Origin of the sequence: uncultured Piscinibacter sp., from assembly GCF_937952055.1 — a bacterium.
In the GTDB taxonomy this organism is placed as follows: Bacteria; Pseudomonadota; Gammaproteobacteria; order Burkholderiales; family Burkholderiaceae_C; genus Piscinibacter.
Genome location: NZ_CALFYO010000032.1, coordinates 157239 through 175711, shown reverse-complemented (window position 1 = coordinate 175711; position 18473 = coordinate 157239). Strand labels below are relative to the sequence as shown.

Annotated in this window: 15 protein-coding genes and 2 pseudogenes; 6 read left to right on the top strand and 11 right to left on the bottom strand. The window is 67.5% G+C overall.

Translation table 11 applies throughout. From position 1 onward, the window contains the following. Positions 1-17 precede the first annotated feature (17 nt). The gene (locus Q0599_RS23540) at positions 18-1928 is read left to right on the top strand and encodes an acyl CoA:acetate/3-ketoacid CoA transferase (protein WP_298835101.1); all 1911 of its coding nucleotides are present in this window, start codon (positions 18-20) and stop codon (positions 1926-1928) included. Between the two features lie 306 nt (positions 1929-2234). On the opposite strand, the gene Q0599_RS23535 is transcribed toward Q0599_RS23540, so the two are convergent. Then, entirely contained in the window at positions 2235-3128 is an 894-nt protein-coding gene (locus tag Q0599_RS23535) for a LysR family transcriptional regulator (RefSeq protein ID WP_298835099.1), read from the bottom strand. 242 nt (positions 3129-3370) lie between these two features. On the opposite strand from Q0599_RS23535, the gene Q0599_RS23530 reads away from it, so the two are divergent. The 3 genes and pseudogenes from Q0599_RS23530 to Q0599_RS23520 all read left to right on the top strand — a co-directional run bounded on the left by Q0599_RS23530 (position 3371) and on the right by Q0599_RS23520 (position 5737). Then, a complete protein-coding gene (locus Q0599_RS23530) occupies positions 3371-4381 on the top strand; it encodes an alpha/beta hydrolase (RefSeq protein WP_298835098.1) in 1011 nt (336 codons plus the stop codon). 47 nt (positions 4382-4428) lie between these two features. Beyond that, positions 4429-4929, top strand: coding sequence for a cyclophilin-like fold protein (locus Q0599_RS23525; protein WP_298835096.1), 501 nt, complete (start codon positions 4429-4431; stop codon positions 4927-4929). A gap of 186 nt (positions 4930-5115) precedes the next feature. Continuing rightward, positions 5116-5737: pseudogene (locus tag Q0599_RS23520) on the top strand (tyrosine-type recombinase/integrase). A gap of 185 nt (positions 5738-5922) precedes the next feature. Here the strand turns inward: Q0599_RS23520 and Q0599_RS23515 are convergent. The 6 genes from Q0599_RS23515 to Q0599_RS23490 form a co-directional block, all read right to left on the bottom strand. Next, positions 5923-6663 (bottom strand): CerR family C-terminal domain-containing protein, encoded by a 741-nt coding sequence (locus Q0599_RS23515; protein ID WP_298835094.1) that lies wholly within the window; start codon positions 6661-6663, stop codon positions 5923-5925. A gap of 8 nt (positions 6664-6671) precedes the next feature. After that, a complete protein-coding gene (locus Q0599_RS23510) occupies positions 6672-7358 on the bottom strand; it encodes an ATP-binding cassette domain-containing protein (protein ID WP_298835092.1) in 687 nt (228 codons plus the stop codon). A 35-nt stretch (positions 7359-7393) separates the two neighbouring features. Beyond that, positions 7394-8623: an ABC transporter permease DevC gene (gene devC, locus Q0599_RS23505; protein ID WP_298835091.1), complete on the bottom strand. Its 1230-nt coding sequence runs from the start codon at positions 8621-8623 to the stop codon at positions 7394-7396. Continuing rightward, complete coding sequence (locus Q0599_RS23500) at positions 8620-9804, bottom strand: HlyD family efflux transporter periplasmic adaptor subunit (protein WP_298835089.1); 1185 nt, start codon at positions 9802-9804, stop codon at positions 8620-8622. Before Q0599_RS23500 ends, devC begins: the two co-directional genes overlap by 4 nt. 807 nt (positions 9805-10611) lie before the next feature. Then, the gene (locus Q0599_RS23495) at positions 10612-10824 is read right to left on the bottom strand and encodes a response regulator (protein WP_298835087.1); all 213 of its coding nucleotides are present in this window, start codon (positions 10822-10824) and stop codon (positions 10612-10614) included. A gap of 26 nt (positions 10825-10850) precedes the next feature. Further along, the gene (locus Q0599_RS23490) at positions 10851-11009 is read right to left on the bottom strand and encodes a hypothetical protein (protein ID WP_298835085.1); all 159 of its coding nucleotides are present in this window, start codon (positions 11007-11009) and stop codon (positions 10851-10853) included. A gap of 23 nt (positions 11010-11032) precedes the next feature. Between Q0599_RS23490 and Q0599_RS23485 the strand changes: the two genes are divergently transcribed. Further along, complete coding sequence (locus Q0599_RS23485; protein ID WP_298835083.1) at positions 11033-12034, top strand: peptidoglycan DD-metalloendopeptidase family protein; 1002 nt, start codon at positions 11033-11035, stop codon at positions 12032-12034. An 816-nt stretch (positions 12035-12850) separates the two neighbouring features. Here the strand turns inward: Q0599_RS23485 and Q0599_RS23480 are convergent. From Q0599_RS23480 to Q0599_RS23465, 4 genes and pseudogenes are all read right to left on the bottom strand, one after another. After that, complete coding sequence (locus Q0599_RS23480; RefSeq protein WP_298835081.1) at positions 12851-15355, bottom strand: FAD-dependent oxidoreductase; 2505 nt, start codon at positions 15353-15355, stop codon at positions 12851-12853. Beyond that, complete coding sequence (locus Q0599_RS23475) at positions 15295-15660, bottom strand: hypothetical protein (RefSeq protein ID WP_298835079.1); 366 nt, start codon at positions 15658-15660, stop codon at positions 15295-15297. The genes Q0599_RS23480 and Q0599_RS23475 overlap by 61 nt, the downstream gene beginning before the upstream one ends. 258 nt (positions 15661-15918) lie before the next feature. Continuing rightward, positions 15919-16089 (bottom strand): hypothetical protein, encoded by a 171-nt coding sequence (locus Q0599_RS23470; protein ID WP_298835077.1) that lies wholly within the window; start codon positions 16087-16089, stop codon positions 15919-15921. Between the two features lie 247 nt (positions 16090-16336). Further along, a pseudogene (locus Q0599_RS23465) lies at positions 16337-16573 on the bottom strand (VOC family protein); the annotation flags it as partial. 141 nt (positions 16574-16714) lie between these two features. Between Q0599_RS23465 and Q0599_RS23460 the strand changes: the two are divergent. Further along, positions 16715-18424, top strand: a complete 1710-nt coding sequence (locus Q0599_RS23460) for an NAD(P)/FAD-dependent oxidoreductase (protein WP_298835075.1) — start codon at positions 16715-16717, stop codon at positions 18422-18424. The last annotated feature ends 49 nt before the right edge of the window (positions 18425-18473 follow it).

The following is an 18473-nucleotide window of genomic DNA, read 5'->3' as shown; positions in this document are numbered from 1 at the left end:
TGCACATCGCAAGCACCATGGCCGGCGCGTCGTCGCCGGCACGGCCGGACAAGATCGTGAGCGCGGCCGAGGCCGTGCGGCTGATCCACGACGGCGACACGGTGGCCACCGGCGGCTTCGTCGGCATCGGCTTCGCCGAGGGGATCGCCATCGCGCTCGAGGAGCGCTTCCTCGCCAACGAGGCGGAGACCGGCACCGGCTCGCCGCGTGACCTGACGCTCGTCTACGCCGCGGGTCAGGGCGACGGCAAGACGCGCGGGCTCAACCATTTCGGTCACGACGGGCTCGTCAAGCGCGTGGTCGGGGGCCACTGGGGTCTCGTGCCCAAGCTGCAGGCTCTCGCCGTGGCCGGGAAGATCGAGGCCTACAACCTGCCGCAGGGCGTGATCGCGCACCTGTTCCGCGACATCGCGGCCCACAAGCCGGGCACGCTCAGCCGCATCGGCCTCGGCACCTTCGTCGACCCGCGTCACGGCGGCGGCAAGATCAACGCCGTCACCACCGAGGACCTGGTGCGCCTGATGGAGATCGACGGACAGGAGGCGCTGTTCTATCGCGCCTTCCCGATCCAGGTGGGCATCATCCGTGCCACCACGGCCGACCCCGATGGCAACCTCACGATGGAGCGCGAGGCGCTGACGCTCGAAGCGCTGGCCATCGCGATGGCGGCCCACAACAGCGGCGGCGTCGTGATCGCGCAGGTGGAGCGGCTGGCCGAGCGCGGCTCGCTCAACCCGCGGCAGGTCAAGGTCCCGGGTGTGCTCGTGGATGCCGTGGTCGTGGCCGAGAAGCCGGAACACCACCTGCAGACGTTCGCGACGCCCTACAGCGCCGCCTATGCCGGCGAGATCCGCGTGCCGCAGAACACGCTGAAGCCGCTGCCGATGAGCGAGCGCAAGCTGATTGCGCGGCGCGCCGCGTTCGAACTGCCGCGCAACGCGGTGGTCAATCTCGGCATCGGCATGCCCGAGGGTGTGGCCGACGTGGCGGCCGAGGAGGAGATCATCGAGCTGCTCACGCTCACGGCGGAGCCAGGTGTGATCGGCGGCATTCCGGCCGGCGGCCTGAACTTCGGCGCTGCGGTAAACACGCAGGCGATCATCGACCAGCCGAACCAGTTCGATTTCTACGACGGCGGCGGTCTCGACGTGGCCGTGCTCGGCCTCGCACAGGCCGACGCGCAGGGCAACCTCAACGTCAGCAAGTTCGGCCCGCGGCTGGCCGGTGCGGGCGGCTTCATCAACATCAGCCAGTCGGCGCATGCGGTGGTCTTCGTCGGCACGTTCACCGCCGGCGACCTCGACGTGCGCATCGAGGGCGGGCGGGTTCGCATCGCCAGCGAGGGCACGATGCGCAAGTTCGTGCGCGAAGTCGAGCACCGCACCTTCAGCGGCGAACGGGCCCGCCAGCTCGGGCAGAAGGTGCTCTACGTCACCGAGCGTTGCGTGTTCCGCCTCGCCGCGGGCGGCGGGCTCGAGCTGATCGAGATCGCCCCCGGCATCGACCTGGAGCGCGACATCCTCGCGCAGATGGACTTCATCCCCGCGATCAGCCCCGAGCTGCGGCCGATGGAGCCGCGGCTGTTCGCCGAAGAGCCGATGGGCCTGCGCAACCGGATGCTGACGATCCCCATCGGTGCGCGCATCGACGTGGACGCCGCCAAGCGCATGCTATTCATCAACTTCGAAGGGCTGGCCGTGGAGGGGCATGCCGACATCGACGAGATCGAGCGCGAGGTGGCGGCGCGCGTTGCGCCGCTCGGCGAGCGTGTGGACGTGATCGTCAACTACGACCACTTCAGCATCCGGCCCGAGCTGATGGAGGTCTACAGCGCGATGGTGCAGCGGCTCACCGAGCGCTACTACGCCCGCGTGACGCGCTACGGCGGAAACAGCTTCGTGAAGGCGCGGCTCGAGGGGCGGCGCTAGGCCTGCTCAGGCCGTTGGTCGGCGACGGATTGCGTCAAGACTGAGCTCGATCATTCGCGACCGACGGCCACAGGTCGGCCATGCCATCACCCGTCGGTCCATGACGCGGCCACGATCGACCGCTGCACCTTCGTCACCGGTCACTCGCCCGTGGCTGGCTGGGTGGCGGTTCGCGAATGACCCCTTGCGCACCAGACGATCGGCTGTGCCCGACCCCGAGTGGTCGCTCACAAAGCGAGCGAGCGGACACTCATGCAGAGGGGGCGCTGACTCTGATGCGACGCGCTCGAAACCCGCGACCGCAGGTCACGCTTCGTAGCGCAGAGCGTTCATCACCAAACGGAACGCTGGCGACGGCTGACGACGGCTGGGGTAGTAGAGGTGATAGCCCGCAAACGGCGGGCACCAATCCTCGAGCACGCGCGTGAGCCGACCATCTGCCAGGGGCGCCGACACTTCGTCTTCGGGCAACAGCGCGATGCCGAGTCCGGCGACGGCCGCATCGACCTGAGGCGGCGATGTGTTGAAGATCAGCGGTCCGTCGACCCGCACATTGATCGCCTTCCCGCGCCGTGCGAAATCCCAGACGTACAACCCGCCGGAGGTCGCCATGCGCTGGTTGATGCAGCGATGCGCCGTCAGTTCGGCGGGCGTCCTGGGCTTGCCGTGGGTCGCGAAGTAGGCCGGCGAGGCCACCACGGCCATGCGCAGTGGCGGGCCGATCGGCACAGCGATCATGTCCTTGTCGATCGTGCGGCCGATGCGCACGCCGGCGTCGAAGCGGTCCGCGACGATGTCGCGAAATCCGTAGCTGATGTCGAACTCCAGCGTGACTTCCGGGTAGTGACGCAGCAACGACGTCAGCCTGGGCATCAGGATGCTTTGCAGCACGTGCTCGCCGCAGGTGATGCGAACCGTGCCTGCGGGCTTGTCGCGCAGCTCGGTCAGTGCGTCCAGCTCCGCCTCGATCTCGTCGAGACGGTGGCCGATGGCGCGCGCCAGGCGCTCGCCGGCGGCCGTGGGCGCCACGCTGCGCGTCGTGCGGGCGAGCAGGCGGATCTGCAACCGCTCTTCCAGTCCGCGAACGGCTTGGCTGAGGGCCGATTGGGTCACACCCAGCACCGCGGCGGCACGCGTGAAACTGCCCTCGCGTGCCACGGTGACGAAGGCCACCAAGTCGTTCAGGTTGCGCCGCGGCAAGGATTCAGCCCCGGTGTTTTGATTAGCTCATCTTATAAGAAAGATCACCATTGGACAGCTAGTCCGCTCCTCGTCGCATGCACAGAATTCCGGCAACGACCGATTCAACGGAGTGACACATGGACAACCCGATCTCTCGCCGCCTCGCCCTGCAAGGTGCAATCTCCATCGGCGCCGCTGGACTTGCCGCCGCGCCAGTTGCCCTGGCTCAATCGTCTGCCGCTTCGCCGGGAGGCCAGCGCATGCCGCTTACGCGGCAGTGGGACAAGACCTTCCCCCAGAGCACGCAAGTGGCGCACCGGAAAGTGACCTTCAAGAACCGGTACGGCATCACGTTGGCTGGCGACCTGTACCAGCCGAAGAAGCGCGACGGCCAGAAGCTGCCGGCGCTCGTGCTCAGCGGCCCGTTTGGCGCGGTCAAGGAGCAGTCGTCCGGCCTGTATGCACAGCAGCTTGCCGAGCGCGGCTTCGTGACCCTGGCATTCGACCCGTCGTTCACCGGCGAAAGCGGCGGCGACGTGCGCGATGTGGCATCGCCCGATATCAACACGGAAGACTTCAGCGCCGCCATCGACCACATCGGCCTGCTGCCGTTCGTCGATCGCGATCGCATCGGCATCATGGCCATTTGCGGCCTGAGCGGGATGGCGCTGACGGCCGCAAGCGCCGATTCACGCATCAAGGCGGTGGCGACGGCTTCCATGTACGACATGTCGCGCAGCATCAGCCGCAGCTACAAGGACAGCTACACCCGCGAGCAGCGCCACAAGGTCATCGACTACCTGAGCCGGCAACGCTGGGTCGACGCCGAGAAGGGTCACTTCGCGCCGGGCTTCCACGAGGTCCCGTTCGACGAGAAGGGCAACCTCATGAAGGGCAACCGCGCGCTGCCCGAAAAGTTGCCGGCCGATGCCAATCCAGTGCTCACCGCCTTCTACAACTACTACCGCACACCGCGTGGCTTCCACCCCCGCTCGATCAACTCCGCCTCCGCGTGGACGGCCACCACGCCGATGGCCTTCTTCGCCTTCCCGATGGCGGCGAACATCGACATGATCGCGCCACGGCCGATCATGCTGGTGGCCGGCGCCAATGCCCACTCGCGCTACTTCTCGGAAGACGTGTACAAGGCGGCCTCGGGACCTAAGGAACTGGTCATCGTGCCGAATGCGGATCACGTCGGTCTGTACGACGACGTGAAGAAAATTCCCTTCGACCGGCTGGAGTCGTTCTTCAAGCAGAGCCTGGCCTGAGGCATGTGAGGCACTGGCATCCCGGCAAGCGGATGAAGGAGACTGTGTTGCGCTCATCGTTCGGTCCCGCCAGCTGGCATTTGCGCCAGGTCGCCTGGCTGTGCGTGGCCTCGGCGCTCGCGATGATCGGCATCGGCGATGGCCGAGCCGCGGACGGCCTTCGACCCGCAGGAGGTGCCACGGCAGCCCAGGAGCAGACCCGGATGTGGATGATCATCGACGGCACACACCGCTTTGCCGTGACTCTGGAAGAGAACCCGACCGCGCGGGCGTTTGTGCAGATGCTCCCCATGACGCTCGACATGCCCGACCTGAATGACAACGAGAAGCACGTTCGGTTGCCGCGAAGCTTGCCGACCGATACGAAACGGCCGGGAACGATCCGGACCGGTGACGTGATGCTGTACGGCAGTGACACCTTGGTCGTCTTCTATAAGACCTTCCCATCGAGCTACAGCTACACGCGAATTGGGCGCGTCACCCAGGTGGATGGCCTGGCAGAGACGCTTGGACCGGGCAGCCAGCGCATCCGCTTCACGCTGGATTGACGCGGACGACTGGTTCGTGTCGTCGGATCGACGGTCTGCTGCTGGCCGGGACCGCGAGCCCACTCGCACTCCCCACAGCCGACCCCCACGGGGAACCGGTGCCGGCATTGGCTGGTTGACGGAACCCAGATACGAACGGTGTCTGCAGACGCATCCTGCGTGGCCCTCCACTCCATGGAGACCAACATGGAAACCCCAGGCATCGCCACTCATCGGGAGCCGTGGAACAAGGGCAAGATCGTCGGGCAGAAGGCACCCTTCAAACCAAAGGACATCTGGGCGCTGCGCGTCCGTCTTCAGATGGAAGGCCGGGTGCGCGAATTGGCCCTGTTCAACCTGGGCATCGACTGCAAGCTGCGCGGATGCGACCTCGTCGCGCTCAGGGTGCGGGACGTGTGCCATGGCGACCAGATGGCGTCACGCGCCATCGTCATGCAGCACAAGACCCAACGCCCAGTGCAGGTCGAGATCACGCAGTCCACCCGGGACGCCTTGCAAGCATGGATCAAGCAGACCGGGCTAAGGACAGAGGACTTCCTGTTCCCCAGCCGGCTCCGCGACTCACCCATCTCGGAACCCGTCAGTACGCTCGGATTGTTGGCCACTGGGTCGACGAACTGGGACTGGACCGCGCCGACTACGGGACGCACTCGATGCGACGGACAAAGGCGACGCTGATCTACCGGCCACCAAGAACCTTCGCGCCGTTCAGCTGCTGCTTGGACACTCCAAGCTGGAGTCGACGGTGAGGTATCTTGGTATCGAAGTGGATGTCGCACTGGAGATCTCGGAGCAGACCGAGATCTGACGTCATTTGTCCCGGCCGCTCGGGCCGCCGTGCCACGGGCGGCCGCCTCCAATGGCAGTCAAGTGGCGCTTTGTCGGTCTGGCAGTCCCGGCCAGGAGCCGTCACATACTAAGGGCAGCTACTGGGCAACTCACCCAGCCTGGTTCATGCAAGCAGCGAGCAAGCGGTGGGCTGATCGAAGGAGGTCAGGAACTTCGTCTCGGTGACTTGCCGGAGCGGGATGGAACAGGGGTCGCTGCCCCTGAGGTGCGCTGTGGCATTTCGGAGCAGATTCGCCGCAGGTTCTCGCGCACGATGCCTTGAGCCTGCGCGAGTTGGTTTGGCCCCATTCGGCTCCAGTCCAGGTGTCGCATCACACCGGCGCGAGCCACGCGGAACACCATCACCTGACCCATCAGGCTCACCACCGTCAGCCGGGCCGCCGGCTCCGTGCGCGTGGGGTCGGCGGCGAGCACCAGCCGGGTCATCGTGCCCAGTACACGCTCCATGAAGCGCTCGTATATCAGATCGAAGGCGGGTGACGGCGCCTGCTGTTCGCGCATCATCAGCGGGCCCCAGGGGCCACTCGTCTCGTCGGCCAACGTGGCGAGCATGGCGTCGCACAGCTGGCCCAGCAGCTCCAGGCTGCGCTGGGCCAGCTCTGCCGGGGGGCCAGGGCTGGCAAGGACTTGGTCGATGCCCGCCAGCGCCGGGCCGATCCGCTCTTCCATCGTCGCGGCGATGTGCTCGAACACGGCGAGGTACAGTCCCTCCTTGCTTCCGAAGTGGTAGCCGATGAGGGCCGGGTGGACGCCCGCCGCCGCAGCGATGTCGCGCGTGCCGACGGACTCGAAGCCCGATCGCGCGAACACCTCGGTTGCGGCGGTGATCAGCGCCGACCGGGTGGCGTCGCTGCGTGGGTTGCCAGTGGCGGACATACGGGCCATGCGGCGGATTACACCTCAGCAGCCGGCCGACGGTCCCCCACTAGCCGGCCCTGCTCCATGGTCACGATGCGGTCGGCAAGATCGATCACCTTGCTGTCGTGCGTGACCATCAGCACTGTGGTGCCGCGTTCCCGCGCCAGTGCCTTCAGCAGGTAGACCACCTGCAGTGCCGAGTCGCGGTCGAGCGCGGCGGTCGGTTCGTCGGCCAAGACCACCAGCGGGTTGCCCACCAGCGCCCGTGCAATGGCCACGCGCTGCTTCTGCCCGCCCGAAAGCCGCGAAGGCAGGTAGTGCAGGCGCTCGCCCAGGCCCAGCAGGCCGAGAAGGTGCGTGGCGGCGGTCTCCCACTCGCGGTCGGCGCGGCCGCCGTGCACTGCCAGGCCCAGGCGCACGTTCTGCAGCGCCGTGAGGCTGTCGTGCAGGTTGTGGGCCTGAAAAATGAAGCCCAGCTGGCGGCGCATGCGCACCAGTGTTGCCTCGTCGGCGCCCAGCAACTCCTGGTCGAGCAGGCGCGCGCTGCCGTGCTGCAAGCCCCGCAGGCAGCCCACCAGGGTGAGCAGCGTCGTCTTCCCCGAGCCCGAGGCACCCATCAGCACGGTCAGTTCGCCGGCATGGATGTCCAAGTCGATGTCGAAGAGGGCCTGCTTGCGCGCTTCGGCTTCGCCGAACCAATGCTGAAGTCCGCGCACGGTCACCGAAGAGAGACCTGGACTGGTGGTCGGCGCCACGATCAGAACAGCTCCGCGGGATTGGCGCGCGTCAGTCGTCGTGTGGCGATCGCACCCGACAAGGTGCACATCGCCACCGTGCCAAGCAATACGACAGCGGCGCGCGCGGCCGTCATTTCCAACGGCAGGCCGGTCTGGGCCGCTACCGCGGCGTAGAGGCCGATCGAGGCCAGCAGCCCCGGCACGAAGCCCAGCAAACCCAGGATCACGGCCTCCTCGAAGACGATGCCCAGGAAGAAGCGTGGCGGGTAGCCCACGGCCTTGAGGGTGGCGTACTCCTTCAAGTGGTCAGCCACGTCGCTGGCCAGCACCTGGTAGACGATGACGATGCCCACCAGCACGCCGATCACGATTCCGAAGCCGAAGATCAGTCCGATGGGCCGCTGCGTGGTCTGGAATCGCTGGTCACCGACGATGGCCTCCTCCAAGGGGCGCACCTTGACGTCGTCGGCGCCACCGAAGCGTTCGCGCAGCGCCTGGGTGACCGCCGAACGGTCGGCGCCGGGCGCCAGGGTGACCAGGCCCAGGTTGGGCGCGCCGGCGCTGCGGCTGGGGAACAGGCGCTGGAAGGTCTGGTCGGACGCGAGCAGGTAGCCGTCCGCCGAGAAGCCGCCGCCAATGGAGAAATGGCCCGCCACCTGCAGGCTGCGGCCGCGCATCTCCAGGCGCAGGGGCGCCGAGGGCGTGGCCGCCAGCAACGCGGCCGAGTCGATGTTGCGGGTGCGGATGTCGATCAGCACGGTGTCAGCCCTTGCCAGCACGTTTTGCTGGCGGCGGATCTCCGCGGCGCGCAGCGGCGTGGTCGACGGCTCGAAGCCCAGCACGTCCAGGGCACGCAGCGTGCCGTCGGGCTGACGCCAGTCCAGCCGGCCCAGGTAGACCGGCGTCACGCTGCGCACACCGGGCACGGAGGCCGCCTGCAGCAGGCGGGCGCGAGCCACCGGGTTGGCATCGGCCAGGGTGTTCATGTCTGAGGCGCTGATCAGCAGTTCTGCATCCAGCGCGCGGTACGGCAGACCGATGCTGCCGACCAAGGCGCCCTGGAACCCCAACTGCATCAGCACCAGCAGGCTCGCAAAGGCCACGCCACCGATGGCGGCGATGAGCCGTGTGCGGTTGTGGCGCAACTGCAGCCAGCCGATGGGCAGGCGGCCGAGCGCGCGCTCGATCGCGCGGCCCACGGCGTCGTCCAGACGCGCAAGTCTTCCGCGCGGCAAGGCGGCGGTGCTCATGGTGTGCCGGTTTCGATGTCGGCCTGCACTTCCAGGCCCACGAGGCGACGGGCGCGGACCGATGAGGCCTCATCCAGCACCACCGTAGCGCGCACGACGCGGGCGTCGACGTTGGCGCCCGGGCTGGTGTCGGTCAGTCGCTGGCGGCCCACGCTCAAGCCGATGCGGCTGACAACGCCGGACAGGGGAGTCGTGAGCGCGGGCGAGTGCAGCGTCACTTGCTGGCCCGTGGCGACTCGGGTCACATCGGCCTGATAGAGCTCGAGTTCGGCCGTCATCACGCGGGTGTCGCCGAAATCGAGCACACCGGCGCCGCCCGGACGCTCGCCCGGCTTCGCGTGGACGGCGATCACCGTGCCGTCGCCGGGTGCGCGCAGCATGGCACGGGCAAGGTCCTTCACGGCCCGATCGCGCTCGGCCGCTGCCGCTTCGACGGCGCGTTGCGCCACCCACAGATCAGGCTGCTCCAAGCCTTGGCCGGCGTGGCGGGCCAGACTGGCACGCGCGCGACGTTGCTCCGCCGCCGCCTCGTCGCGCAGGGCCTTGCGCTGGTCGGCGGCAGCCGGGGACACGAAACCTTGGTCGACCAGCGCTGCCCAGCGCTGGTACTCCACTTCGGCAGCACGTGCCGCTACGTCGGCCCGGGCCAACGCTGCGGCACTTTCGGCCTGGCTGGACGACACGGCCCGCTCGGCTTGAGCCAGCGCCGCCCGGCGGCTGGCCAGCTGCTGCTCCGCGACGGCAAGCGCGGCTTGCAGTGCCGGTGCACTGTCGAACACGGCCAGTGGCGTGCCGGCCAGCACCTGCTGACCCTCGGTAACCAGGATCTCCGCCACCCGGGCATCGCCGGCACCGAACGGCGCAGCCAGCGTGCGGAGTTCGCCCGACGGAGCCAGCCGGCCGAGGGCCGCGACGTGAGGCGGTACGTCAGCGGTTGGCTGCGGCCGGACCGATCCAAGCCCCGGGGCCAGGGCCGCTGGCTGATCGAGCAGGACAGCGCCACCCGCTGCCCCTGTGGCGAGAAGCACGATCAGCCACCACCACCGCCGTTGCAGCCATGGACCCCGGACGTGCGAGGCAGGCTCGCCTCCGCGGGCGACCACTTGAAGCGGCAAGCCAGCCGACATCGGCGCAGCAGGTGTTGGGGCAGTCGAATTCATGACGATGGTCAAATTGATCAATCGGACAAATTGTACAGTTGATCAAACTTGGATCGCAAGCTGGGCAGGATCCACTCTGGCGGGCCTCGACCTGCTGGCGCTTGCGCTTGCCTGCCGATGGCTTGGCCGCCAGATGCTGGCAACTGTGGGCGCCCTCAGTCCGCGTGCAGTGCGCCACCTGCATGACAGCGGCCGACCAGACAGTCTCCACAGCCGTGACGGCTCATCCGGCTCGCTCGGCATGTCGCCGCGAGCGGCGGCTTTGCACGAACAAGGTCAAGACTCCGGATGTCGGCAACGGGTCGGCTTGTTGAGTTCGCCCGAAGTGGAAGCAGTCATCCGCCCGACGCCGGCTTATCGGCCGACCTCGACCGCACGCTTCGCGAGTTCAGCGGTCGCTCGCGGCGCGGACCCTCGAGGGACCGGCCACGATGATCTTCAACTCGCCTTGACGCCGTCGGTCGTGTGCGACCGCAGATGGCCGGGTCCGTGAGTTCGGGGTCAAGGCAAGAAGCGGACCTCGAGTTCGGAGGCCTCGCCGGACAAGTTCAGGTCAAGGCAGCCTCAATGTTGACCGGCGCCGTCATCGGATGTCGGTGGTCAGGGGTGGCTCTCTGGCATTCCTTTTGGCGTGCTGTGTCCGATGGACCGGCAAGGCGGTCACCTGAAGAACTCCCGCTGCACGGCACTGGCCCGCACGCTGCGCGGATTCGCAGTCGCGGTCAAGGGCTGTACTGATCAGGTAGCGATTTCCATCGTGGTCGGTTGCCGCGCCTTGGGCAGCGCCCCGCTGTTGTGGCCGTGGTCCTCGGGCGGGTGTACCGCACTCTAGCCGCGCGGCACCTCGCGCCCGGCCAGGTGGCAGGTCAGAAGCGCGTCAAATCGGGGCACGTCGATTGGCTTCGTCACGAACTCGTTGAAGCCGGCGCCAAGCGCCTTCAGATCCTCGCCCGGCATGGCATTCGCGGTCAGCGCGAGGACCGGAACGGCCCGTGTCGATTCGAGTGCACGCAACTGCTCAAGCACCTTGTACCCATTCATGTCGGGCAGGTGGATGTCCAGCAGGATCAGGTCGAGGCGCCGCGCGCGAGATCGAGCCCGAGACGCGCCGAAGGCGCCGTGATCAGTCGAGTGCCCGGGTGGCGCAGAACGATCTCCTGTACCAGCACCAGGTTGGCAGGGTTGTCCTCGACATGGAGCACCACCGCCTCGTCGGCGCGCGGCACGGTAACGACCGGCCGGCAGTCGAATGACCGGTGACGGCCATCGCCGTCGTTCGGGTCATCGACCGCGCCTGACTCAGGCCTGTCTTCAGCCGCCCTTCGTTCGCATGCGGCGACGTGATCACGCCCGTGCGGTGCGAGCGGCATTCGCGGCCCAGCGCGCGGCTACGATAGCGTGCATCGTGCAGCGTCGCCTCGCTCTCACATCGCTCGCAGCCGGAGTCGCCGCGCCGTGGGTCGCGCGTGCCTCAGGGGCAAGGCTGCCACGCGTTGCCGCAGTGCCGGGAGGTGTCGCGATCGTCGAACTCGGCGCCGCGGCGCTGCGCCCGTCGGCAACGTTCGATGGCCGCCGCGTGATGGTGCTGTCCAAGCCCGAACGGCCGGGATTCTGGACAGCCGTCGTCGGCATCGGGCTTGCTGCAGATCCGAAGCGGCGGCACACGCTCAGCGTATTCGCCGGCGACGGCCCGGCGCGTGAGATCGCGCTCGCGCTCGAGCCCAAGCGCTACGCCGAGCAGCGGCTGACGGTCCCTCGCCGGCATGTCGATCTGTCGCCGCAGGATCTGATGCGCTACGAACGCGAGCGCATCCACCTCGCCGACGTGTCGAGCCGCTTCACGGCGTCGCACGAGCCGGCGACACTGCTGCTCGCGAGCCCGGCCGAGGGAACGCGATCGTCGTCGTTCGGCCTGCGCCGGATCTTCAACGGCGAGAAGCGCAATCCGCACAGCGGTATGGACATCGCCGCACCGGCGGGCACGCCGGTCGTCGCCGCTGCTGCCGGCGCAGTGGCCGACACTGGCGACTACTTCTTCAACGGCAACACCGTGATCGTCGACCACGGTCAGGGGTTCCTAACGCTGTACTGCCACCTTTCCGAGATCGAGACCACCGTCGGTGCGATCGTCGACGCCGGCGTGCAGATCGGCCGGGTTGGCGCGACCGGTCGCGTGACCGGAGCCCATCTGCATTTCAGCGTCTATCTGAACGCGACGCCGGTCGATCCGGCGCTCTTCCTGGCGCGATGAGCGGTGGGCGTGTCCGATTCGGATCGAGAGTTCGCATTCGACAAGGCTCAAGACAGTCCAAGATCGCTCTCGCCGACAGCGTTGGCTTGACGTGCACCCCCCGACTGGCAGAAATCAGTCTGATGCAGCGAGAGCCAAGAGATGGCGTCCCACCTCCCGCCACCGCCATTGAGCCAGGCGTGAGCAGACAGCGGACCTCGCGCCCCGGGCCGATCAATTGAACGCGGAGACAGTTCGGTATCCGCCGCTCCCAGGACACTGGCGCGGATATCGAAAGCTCACTGGACTGGCACGACCAAGGGCGATGGGCGAGTTCAGACTTCAGTGAAGCGAAGCCTGAATGGTTCAGCCTTGAATGAATAGGTGGTTCGGGATCCACCGAATCCGTCGCGCCGAAGTGATTGATTCACCTGTATTTTTGATTCAGAGCTGGGCGACGTTCGACACGAGGTTCATCGATTTCTGAACTTTGTTCTTTGATTCCTGGACGCCTGACGGGGCCGCGCGCGCCACCAAGGAGTTGTCGCACCATGGAAATCTCCTGCGCAAGCACGAGGTCGGTTCAACTGCACGAGACCAAGGAGCAAGTCAGTCTCGCGACAGGGGATGTCGGCATGGGAGCGCACTGGGGTCAACGCCAGCGGAATTGCCTGCCGAGGTGGCGACCCAAGAGGCCTGGACGCCGGCAAGTGTGTGGACAAAGTGTGTGGACAGTTTGGCGACTCATCTCGCTCGTGCACTTGGATTTCGGCCCAATGCCCGAAGCGCTGGCAGGGGTGGTCGGATCGTGTTCAGTGATGAATCGAACGGCAGGTGTCAGAGCCCAAACCAACGAGCCGAGCGGCTGGATCCGAAACGCAACTTGTGCGCCCGCCCGGAGACCGAGGGCGGGTGGAAAACGCTCTTCAGGTTCGGTCCGGTCAAAAAATCCAGGTCCGCCCAGCTGAGGCGGCCGTCGCCGAACTCGACCAGGCAACTGCCAGTTCCCGTATTGGGCGCCGGTTCGCCGATGCCGAGCTTGGCGAGGATCGAGCTCGCTACGGCGCGGGCTGCGCTCTCGGCAAACGACCCGGCCTTCGGTAGCCCCGTCGCGGCTCCGTCGCCGATGGCGTAAACGTCGGGAAAGCGCGTCTCCAGCGTGCGCACGTCGACCGGCACCCAGCCGTTCACTGCCAGGCCGCTTTCCAGCACCGGCAGCGGTACCTGGTGCTTGGGCACGCCGAGGTACAGCGCATGGGGCAACTCGGTTCCGTCGTCGAGCACGGCGGTCTTGCGCGCCGGCTCCAGTGCCCTGACCGAGCGACCCAGCAGCAGTGTGATGCCCGTTTCGGCAAACGCGTCGACGAGCGCTTTCGAGACGTCGGCCGAGGCCGGCATCGGGCTGGACAGCGGCAGTACGAGCGTGAGGTCGCACGCGCCGCGCACGCCGCGCGTCGCGAGGTAGTGGTGCAGCGTCAGCACGCACTCGCTCGGCGCCGGCGGGCACTTGAAGGGAAAGGCGGACACGCCCACGATCGCATGGCCCCTGGAAAACGCGGGCAGGATCTCGCGCACCCGGCTTGCACCCGCCACCGAGTAGAACTCGTTGCCGTCCTCGGCAAGGCCCGGCGTCGCGGCGAGGTCGTGGTCGGCGCCCAGCGCGACCACCAGGCACTCGCCTTCGTAGGTGCCGCCGCTGGTGGTCACGCGCCGCGCCACGGGATCGATCGCGGTGATCGTCTCGTGCACCAGGCGCACGCCGGGCTCGACAAAGTTGCGGTAGGGCAGGCGCACCGACTCCGGGCTAGCCTTGCCGAACATCACGTCGATCTTGGAATAGTCGAAGACGAAGGCGTCGCCCTTGTCGATCACGGTCACGTCGGCCTGTTCTCCGAGCGCCTCCGACAACAGGGTGGACAGCTCCATGCCGCCGAAACCGGCACCCAGCACGAGGACGCGGGACTTCATCACGATTCGTTCGCCCGTCGTGCGCTGCCAAGCGCTCTGCTGAAGAAACTTGTGGACGAACGCAATCGCCATGCTGCCTTCGCCGACCGCGGCGGCGACGCGCTTGACCGGGCTCAGGCGCACGTCCCCACAGGCGAAGACCCCCGGCACACTCGTTCCGAGCAGGTAGGGGTCTCGCTCGAGCGGCCAGCGCCCGGCCTTCACCACGTCGTCGCCGGTCAGGACGTAGCCGCGCGCATCGCGCGCGATGCTCTGCGGGAGCCAAGCAGTCTCGGCGTCGGCGCCGATGAAGTCAAACACGCCACCGCAGTCCTCGCGGCGCACCTCGCCGCTTGCGTTGTCGCGGATGTCGAACGCCGTCAGGTGCGTGTCGCCGTACGCGCACACGACTTCCGAGCGCAACTGCACCTTCACGTTGGACTTCCCGGCGAGCTGCTCGATCAGGTAATGCGACATGCTCTTTTCCAGCGAATCGCCCCGGACGACGAGCGTCACGGTTCGCGCGTGATTCGCAAAGAACATGGCCGCCTGGCCGGCCGAGTTGCCGGCCCCGATGAGGTGGACATCGAGTCCGAGCGTCCCCGAGGCTTCGCTGCGCGCGGCGCCGTAGTAGACGCCCTTGCCGATCAGTCGATCGAATCCCTCGATCTCGAGGCGGCGCCACGAGACTCCCGTCGCAAGGATGATGGTGCGGGCCCGGACGACATCCCCGCCATCGAGGTGGATCTCACGCGTTTGCGGATCGATGCGATCGACCGCGCGCGTGACCAGGATCTCCGCGCCGAGCCGCATTCCCTGCTTGAGCGCCCGGCTCGCGAGCTCGTCACCCGAGACCCCGCTCGGGAAGCCAAGATGGTTCTCGATGCGCGAGGAGGTTCCGGCCTGCCCACCGGGTGCCTCGCGCTCGATCACGAGCGTGCGCAATCCCTCGGACGCGCCGTACACCGCCGCCGCCAGGCCCGATGGGCCGCCGCCGATGACGACGGTGTCGTAGTCGGCGAACCGCGCCTGCGTTTGCAGGCCGAGGTGCTGGGCCAGTTCACGCGTCGCGGGCCGACTGAGGCGCGTTCCGTCGGCAAGCAGCAGCACCGGGCAATCCGCGTCCGCCGGAGGAGGTCCGGGCCAGCGCGCCCCCAGGTCGGGCGCATCGGGCGTGATCCATTCGTGGGAGATCTGGTTGCGGGCGAGGAACTCGCGCAGATCGCTGCAGGCCTTGTCCGAGCGGTGCCCGACCATGATCACGCGGGGCTTGGGCGACTCGGCCGCGATGCCCTGCATTCCGCCGATGCGCTCGCGCGCCAGCGCCGCCACCTTCAGCGCAATCTCGGGCGATGCCGCGGCGATCGCGTAATACTCGCGGATGCCCACGCGCATGACGCGAGAGGGTTCGGACGCACGATAGCTTCCGTACAGCGGCGTCCCGATCGCAATCGGCAGTTCGCCGAAAAACACGCCTGGAAGGCGCCAGCCGAGCCTGCGCTCGACTCCGGCGAAAACTTGATGGCCTCCATCTTGCCGGAGAGAACGACGTACAGCGCGCGCTCGTCCGCACCCTCATGCGCCGCGAACTCCCCAGGCGCGAGGTGCAGGTCGGCAGAGGTCTGCGCAAGCTGCTCGAGCTCCGGCTCGGCGAGTGTCGAGAACAGCGGCACGGCCCGGACGTCGTCAATGGTCAACATGCTTCGGTCACTGGGAGGAAGAGGGAGCAAACCAAAGGTCTTGCTTCACGCAACTGTCGCAGCCTGGCAAGAAGGTGCGTGTGCAAACTGGTCGCTTTGCGGCCCATCGTTTGGGCTGAGCCGCCCGCGGCGGCAGGACGGCTCGGCCGGGCGGCGGGAAACGGGCGCAGCTTGCTCCGCTGCCCGGCCAAGGCGGCCCGCAGCCGCGGGTTGGCCCAAGTGAGTGGATAGACCGCATTCGACGCTCGATGGGAAGGCTCATGGCCATGCATCTGGCAGGGCGGCCGATGCTCCTGCGAGCTTGCGTGTCCGCTCCGTCTCCGCCATCAGCACGCCCCGGCGCGTGCGCAGCTTGATCGGCCGGGTGATGATCGTCTGCAGCAGCGCGTGCAGCCCATCGTCGGTGGGTGCGCCCACCTCGACGAACACTGGGGCACGCCGTCGGCGCCGCGCCCAGCCCTACGGGCACCTCAGGAAGGTGTACGCTACGGGTTCCGATCAACTGCGAAAGGAGGTGACATGTCTAAGACGTCTCGGTTTGGGGCGGAGCCCTACCTCTTGTAGTTGGTTCTGTAGCCAGACCCGCGGGCGCTGCACACTTCGGTGGCAGCGCCCGCGTCATTTGAGCGCCGCGTGATCGTCCGTGTCCGGCGATCCGCCTCGATGCCGCGGCGCGTCAACCACGCCGCGCCGCCTCGATCACGGCGATGTCGATCTTTCCCATGGATATCATCGCCTCGAAGGCACGCTTGGCCGCGGCCCGGTCGGGGTCGGCCAGCGCTGCGGTGAGCGCGCGAGGCGTGATCTGCCACGACAGGCCCCACTTGTCCTTGCACCAGCCGCATTCGCTGGCCTGACCGCCGCTGCCGACGATCGCGTTCCACAGGGGGTCGGTCTCCGGCTGGTCATCGGTGCGTCCAGTTCGTCGTCGGTGGGCGCGCCCGCCTCGACGAAACTGTGCATGCCGTCCGCGTCGCACCGGTACACACGATACGGCACCAGGCCATGCAGCCTGATGTTGAGGTTGGCCGCTGAGCCAGAGCGCTGGACCAGCATGGCGGCGCCGCCATGGCCTGTTTCCGGGCCTTCGAGGTGGTCGGCCCCGGCGTGCTCGAATGAGCCGGTACGCGGGCGCGTTGGCGATCACGCGCCACATTCCGTCAACACAACGACGGCCGGCCTTCCTGCGTGCCGGCGGCATTGCGGTAGCCTCGGGGCCATGCAGCCCGACTACCTGATCATCGGCAGCGGACTGGCGGGGCTCTCGTTCGGGGCGTTGATGGCGCGAGCCGGAAAGCGGGTGCGCTTGCTCGAGGCACACTCACTGCCCGGCGGCTACGGCCACACCTTCGAGATGGGCGAACGCTATCGCTTCAACGCCCAGCTCCACTATGTGTGGAACTGCGGCGAGGGGCAGACCGTGCACCGCCTGCTCTCGAAGCTGGGCCTGGCCGACGAGGTGACCTTCGAGCAATACGACCGCAACGGCTTCGACCACATGCGCATGCCGGGCTACGCGCTCGACATCCCCTATGACCTGGACGAACTCGCGGCGCGCCTGGGCCGGCTCTTCCCCCGGCACGCCGGGCCGCTGGCGCGCTTCGTGGAAGAAGTGCGGCGCACTGCAGAAGAAATCGACGCGTTGCCGGAGCCGCTGAGCACGCTGGCGCTGCTGCCCCGGCTGCACCGCTTCACCCGGGTGCTGCGCTACCGCAAGGCAACATTGCAGCAGGTCTTCGATCGCTTCGGCTTGCCTCTGGAGGCGCAGACCTTGCTCGCGCTGCAATGGCCGGACTTTCTGCTGCCGCCCGGCCAGCTTTCCTTCTTTGCCTGGGTGATGCTGTTTGTCGGCTACACCCGCGGCGCGTACTACCCCACCCGACACTTCGAGCACGTGATCGACTCGCTGGTCGGCGTGATCGAGAAGCATGGCGGTGAGGTGCTGACCGGGCACAAGGTGATCGAGTTCGTGCTCGACGGCGATCGGGTGCGCGGCGTGGTGGCCGAACAGGTCGACGACAGCGGCGTACCGACCGGGCCGGTCGCGGAACACAGCGGCACCGAGGTCGTGTGCAACATGGACCCGCGGCGGGCGGCCGAGATGATCGGCCTGGGGCACTTCTCGCGTTCGGTGCGCCGCAAGCTCGACTACGACTACTCCCCATCGAACTTCGTGGCCTATTGCGTCGTCGAGGGGATCGACCTGCGCGACCACGGCTTCGGCCGCTGGAATCTCTTCCACGCCGAACATCCGGATCTGAACCAGGCGTTCCACGATATGCTGCTGCGTGGCGACTACTCGCGGCCGAGCTTCGCCGTCACCACGCCTGGCCTGCTCACCGACGTGAAGGGCGACTGCCGCGAGGGCCAGCAGATCATCCAGTTCCTGACCGTCGCCGACCACGCGCGCTTCCGCGACCTGAAGCTCGCTGATCCGCGCGCCTACCGCGACAAGAAGCGCGAGATCTTCGACGCGATCCTCGACGTGATGGAGCGCGACTACGTGCCTGGCCTGCGCAGGCACATGGTGTTCAAGATGACCGGTAGCCCGACGACGAATCAGCGCTACTGCCACAGCCCGGCCGGTCACTCGTACGGCTCGAACATGACGCCACAGAACATCGGCCCCGGCCGCCTGGACCACCGGAGCTCGCTCGCCCATTTCCATTTCTGCAGCGCATCGGCCGGATACGCGGGATTCGCCGGTGCGTGCTGGACCGGTTGTCGGCTCTACGAGCACCTAAGCGGCGACAGGCTTCGCTAGCGGGTGCGCCGCCACATTTCCGCGGCCGCGCGCGGGCCGACCGCGAGCC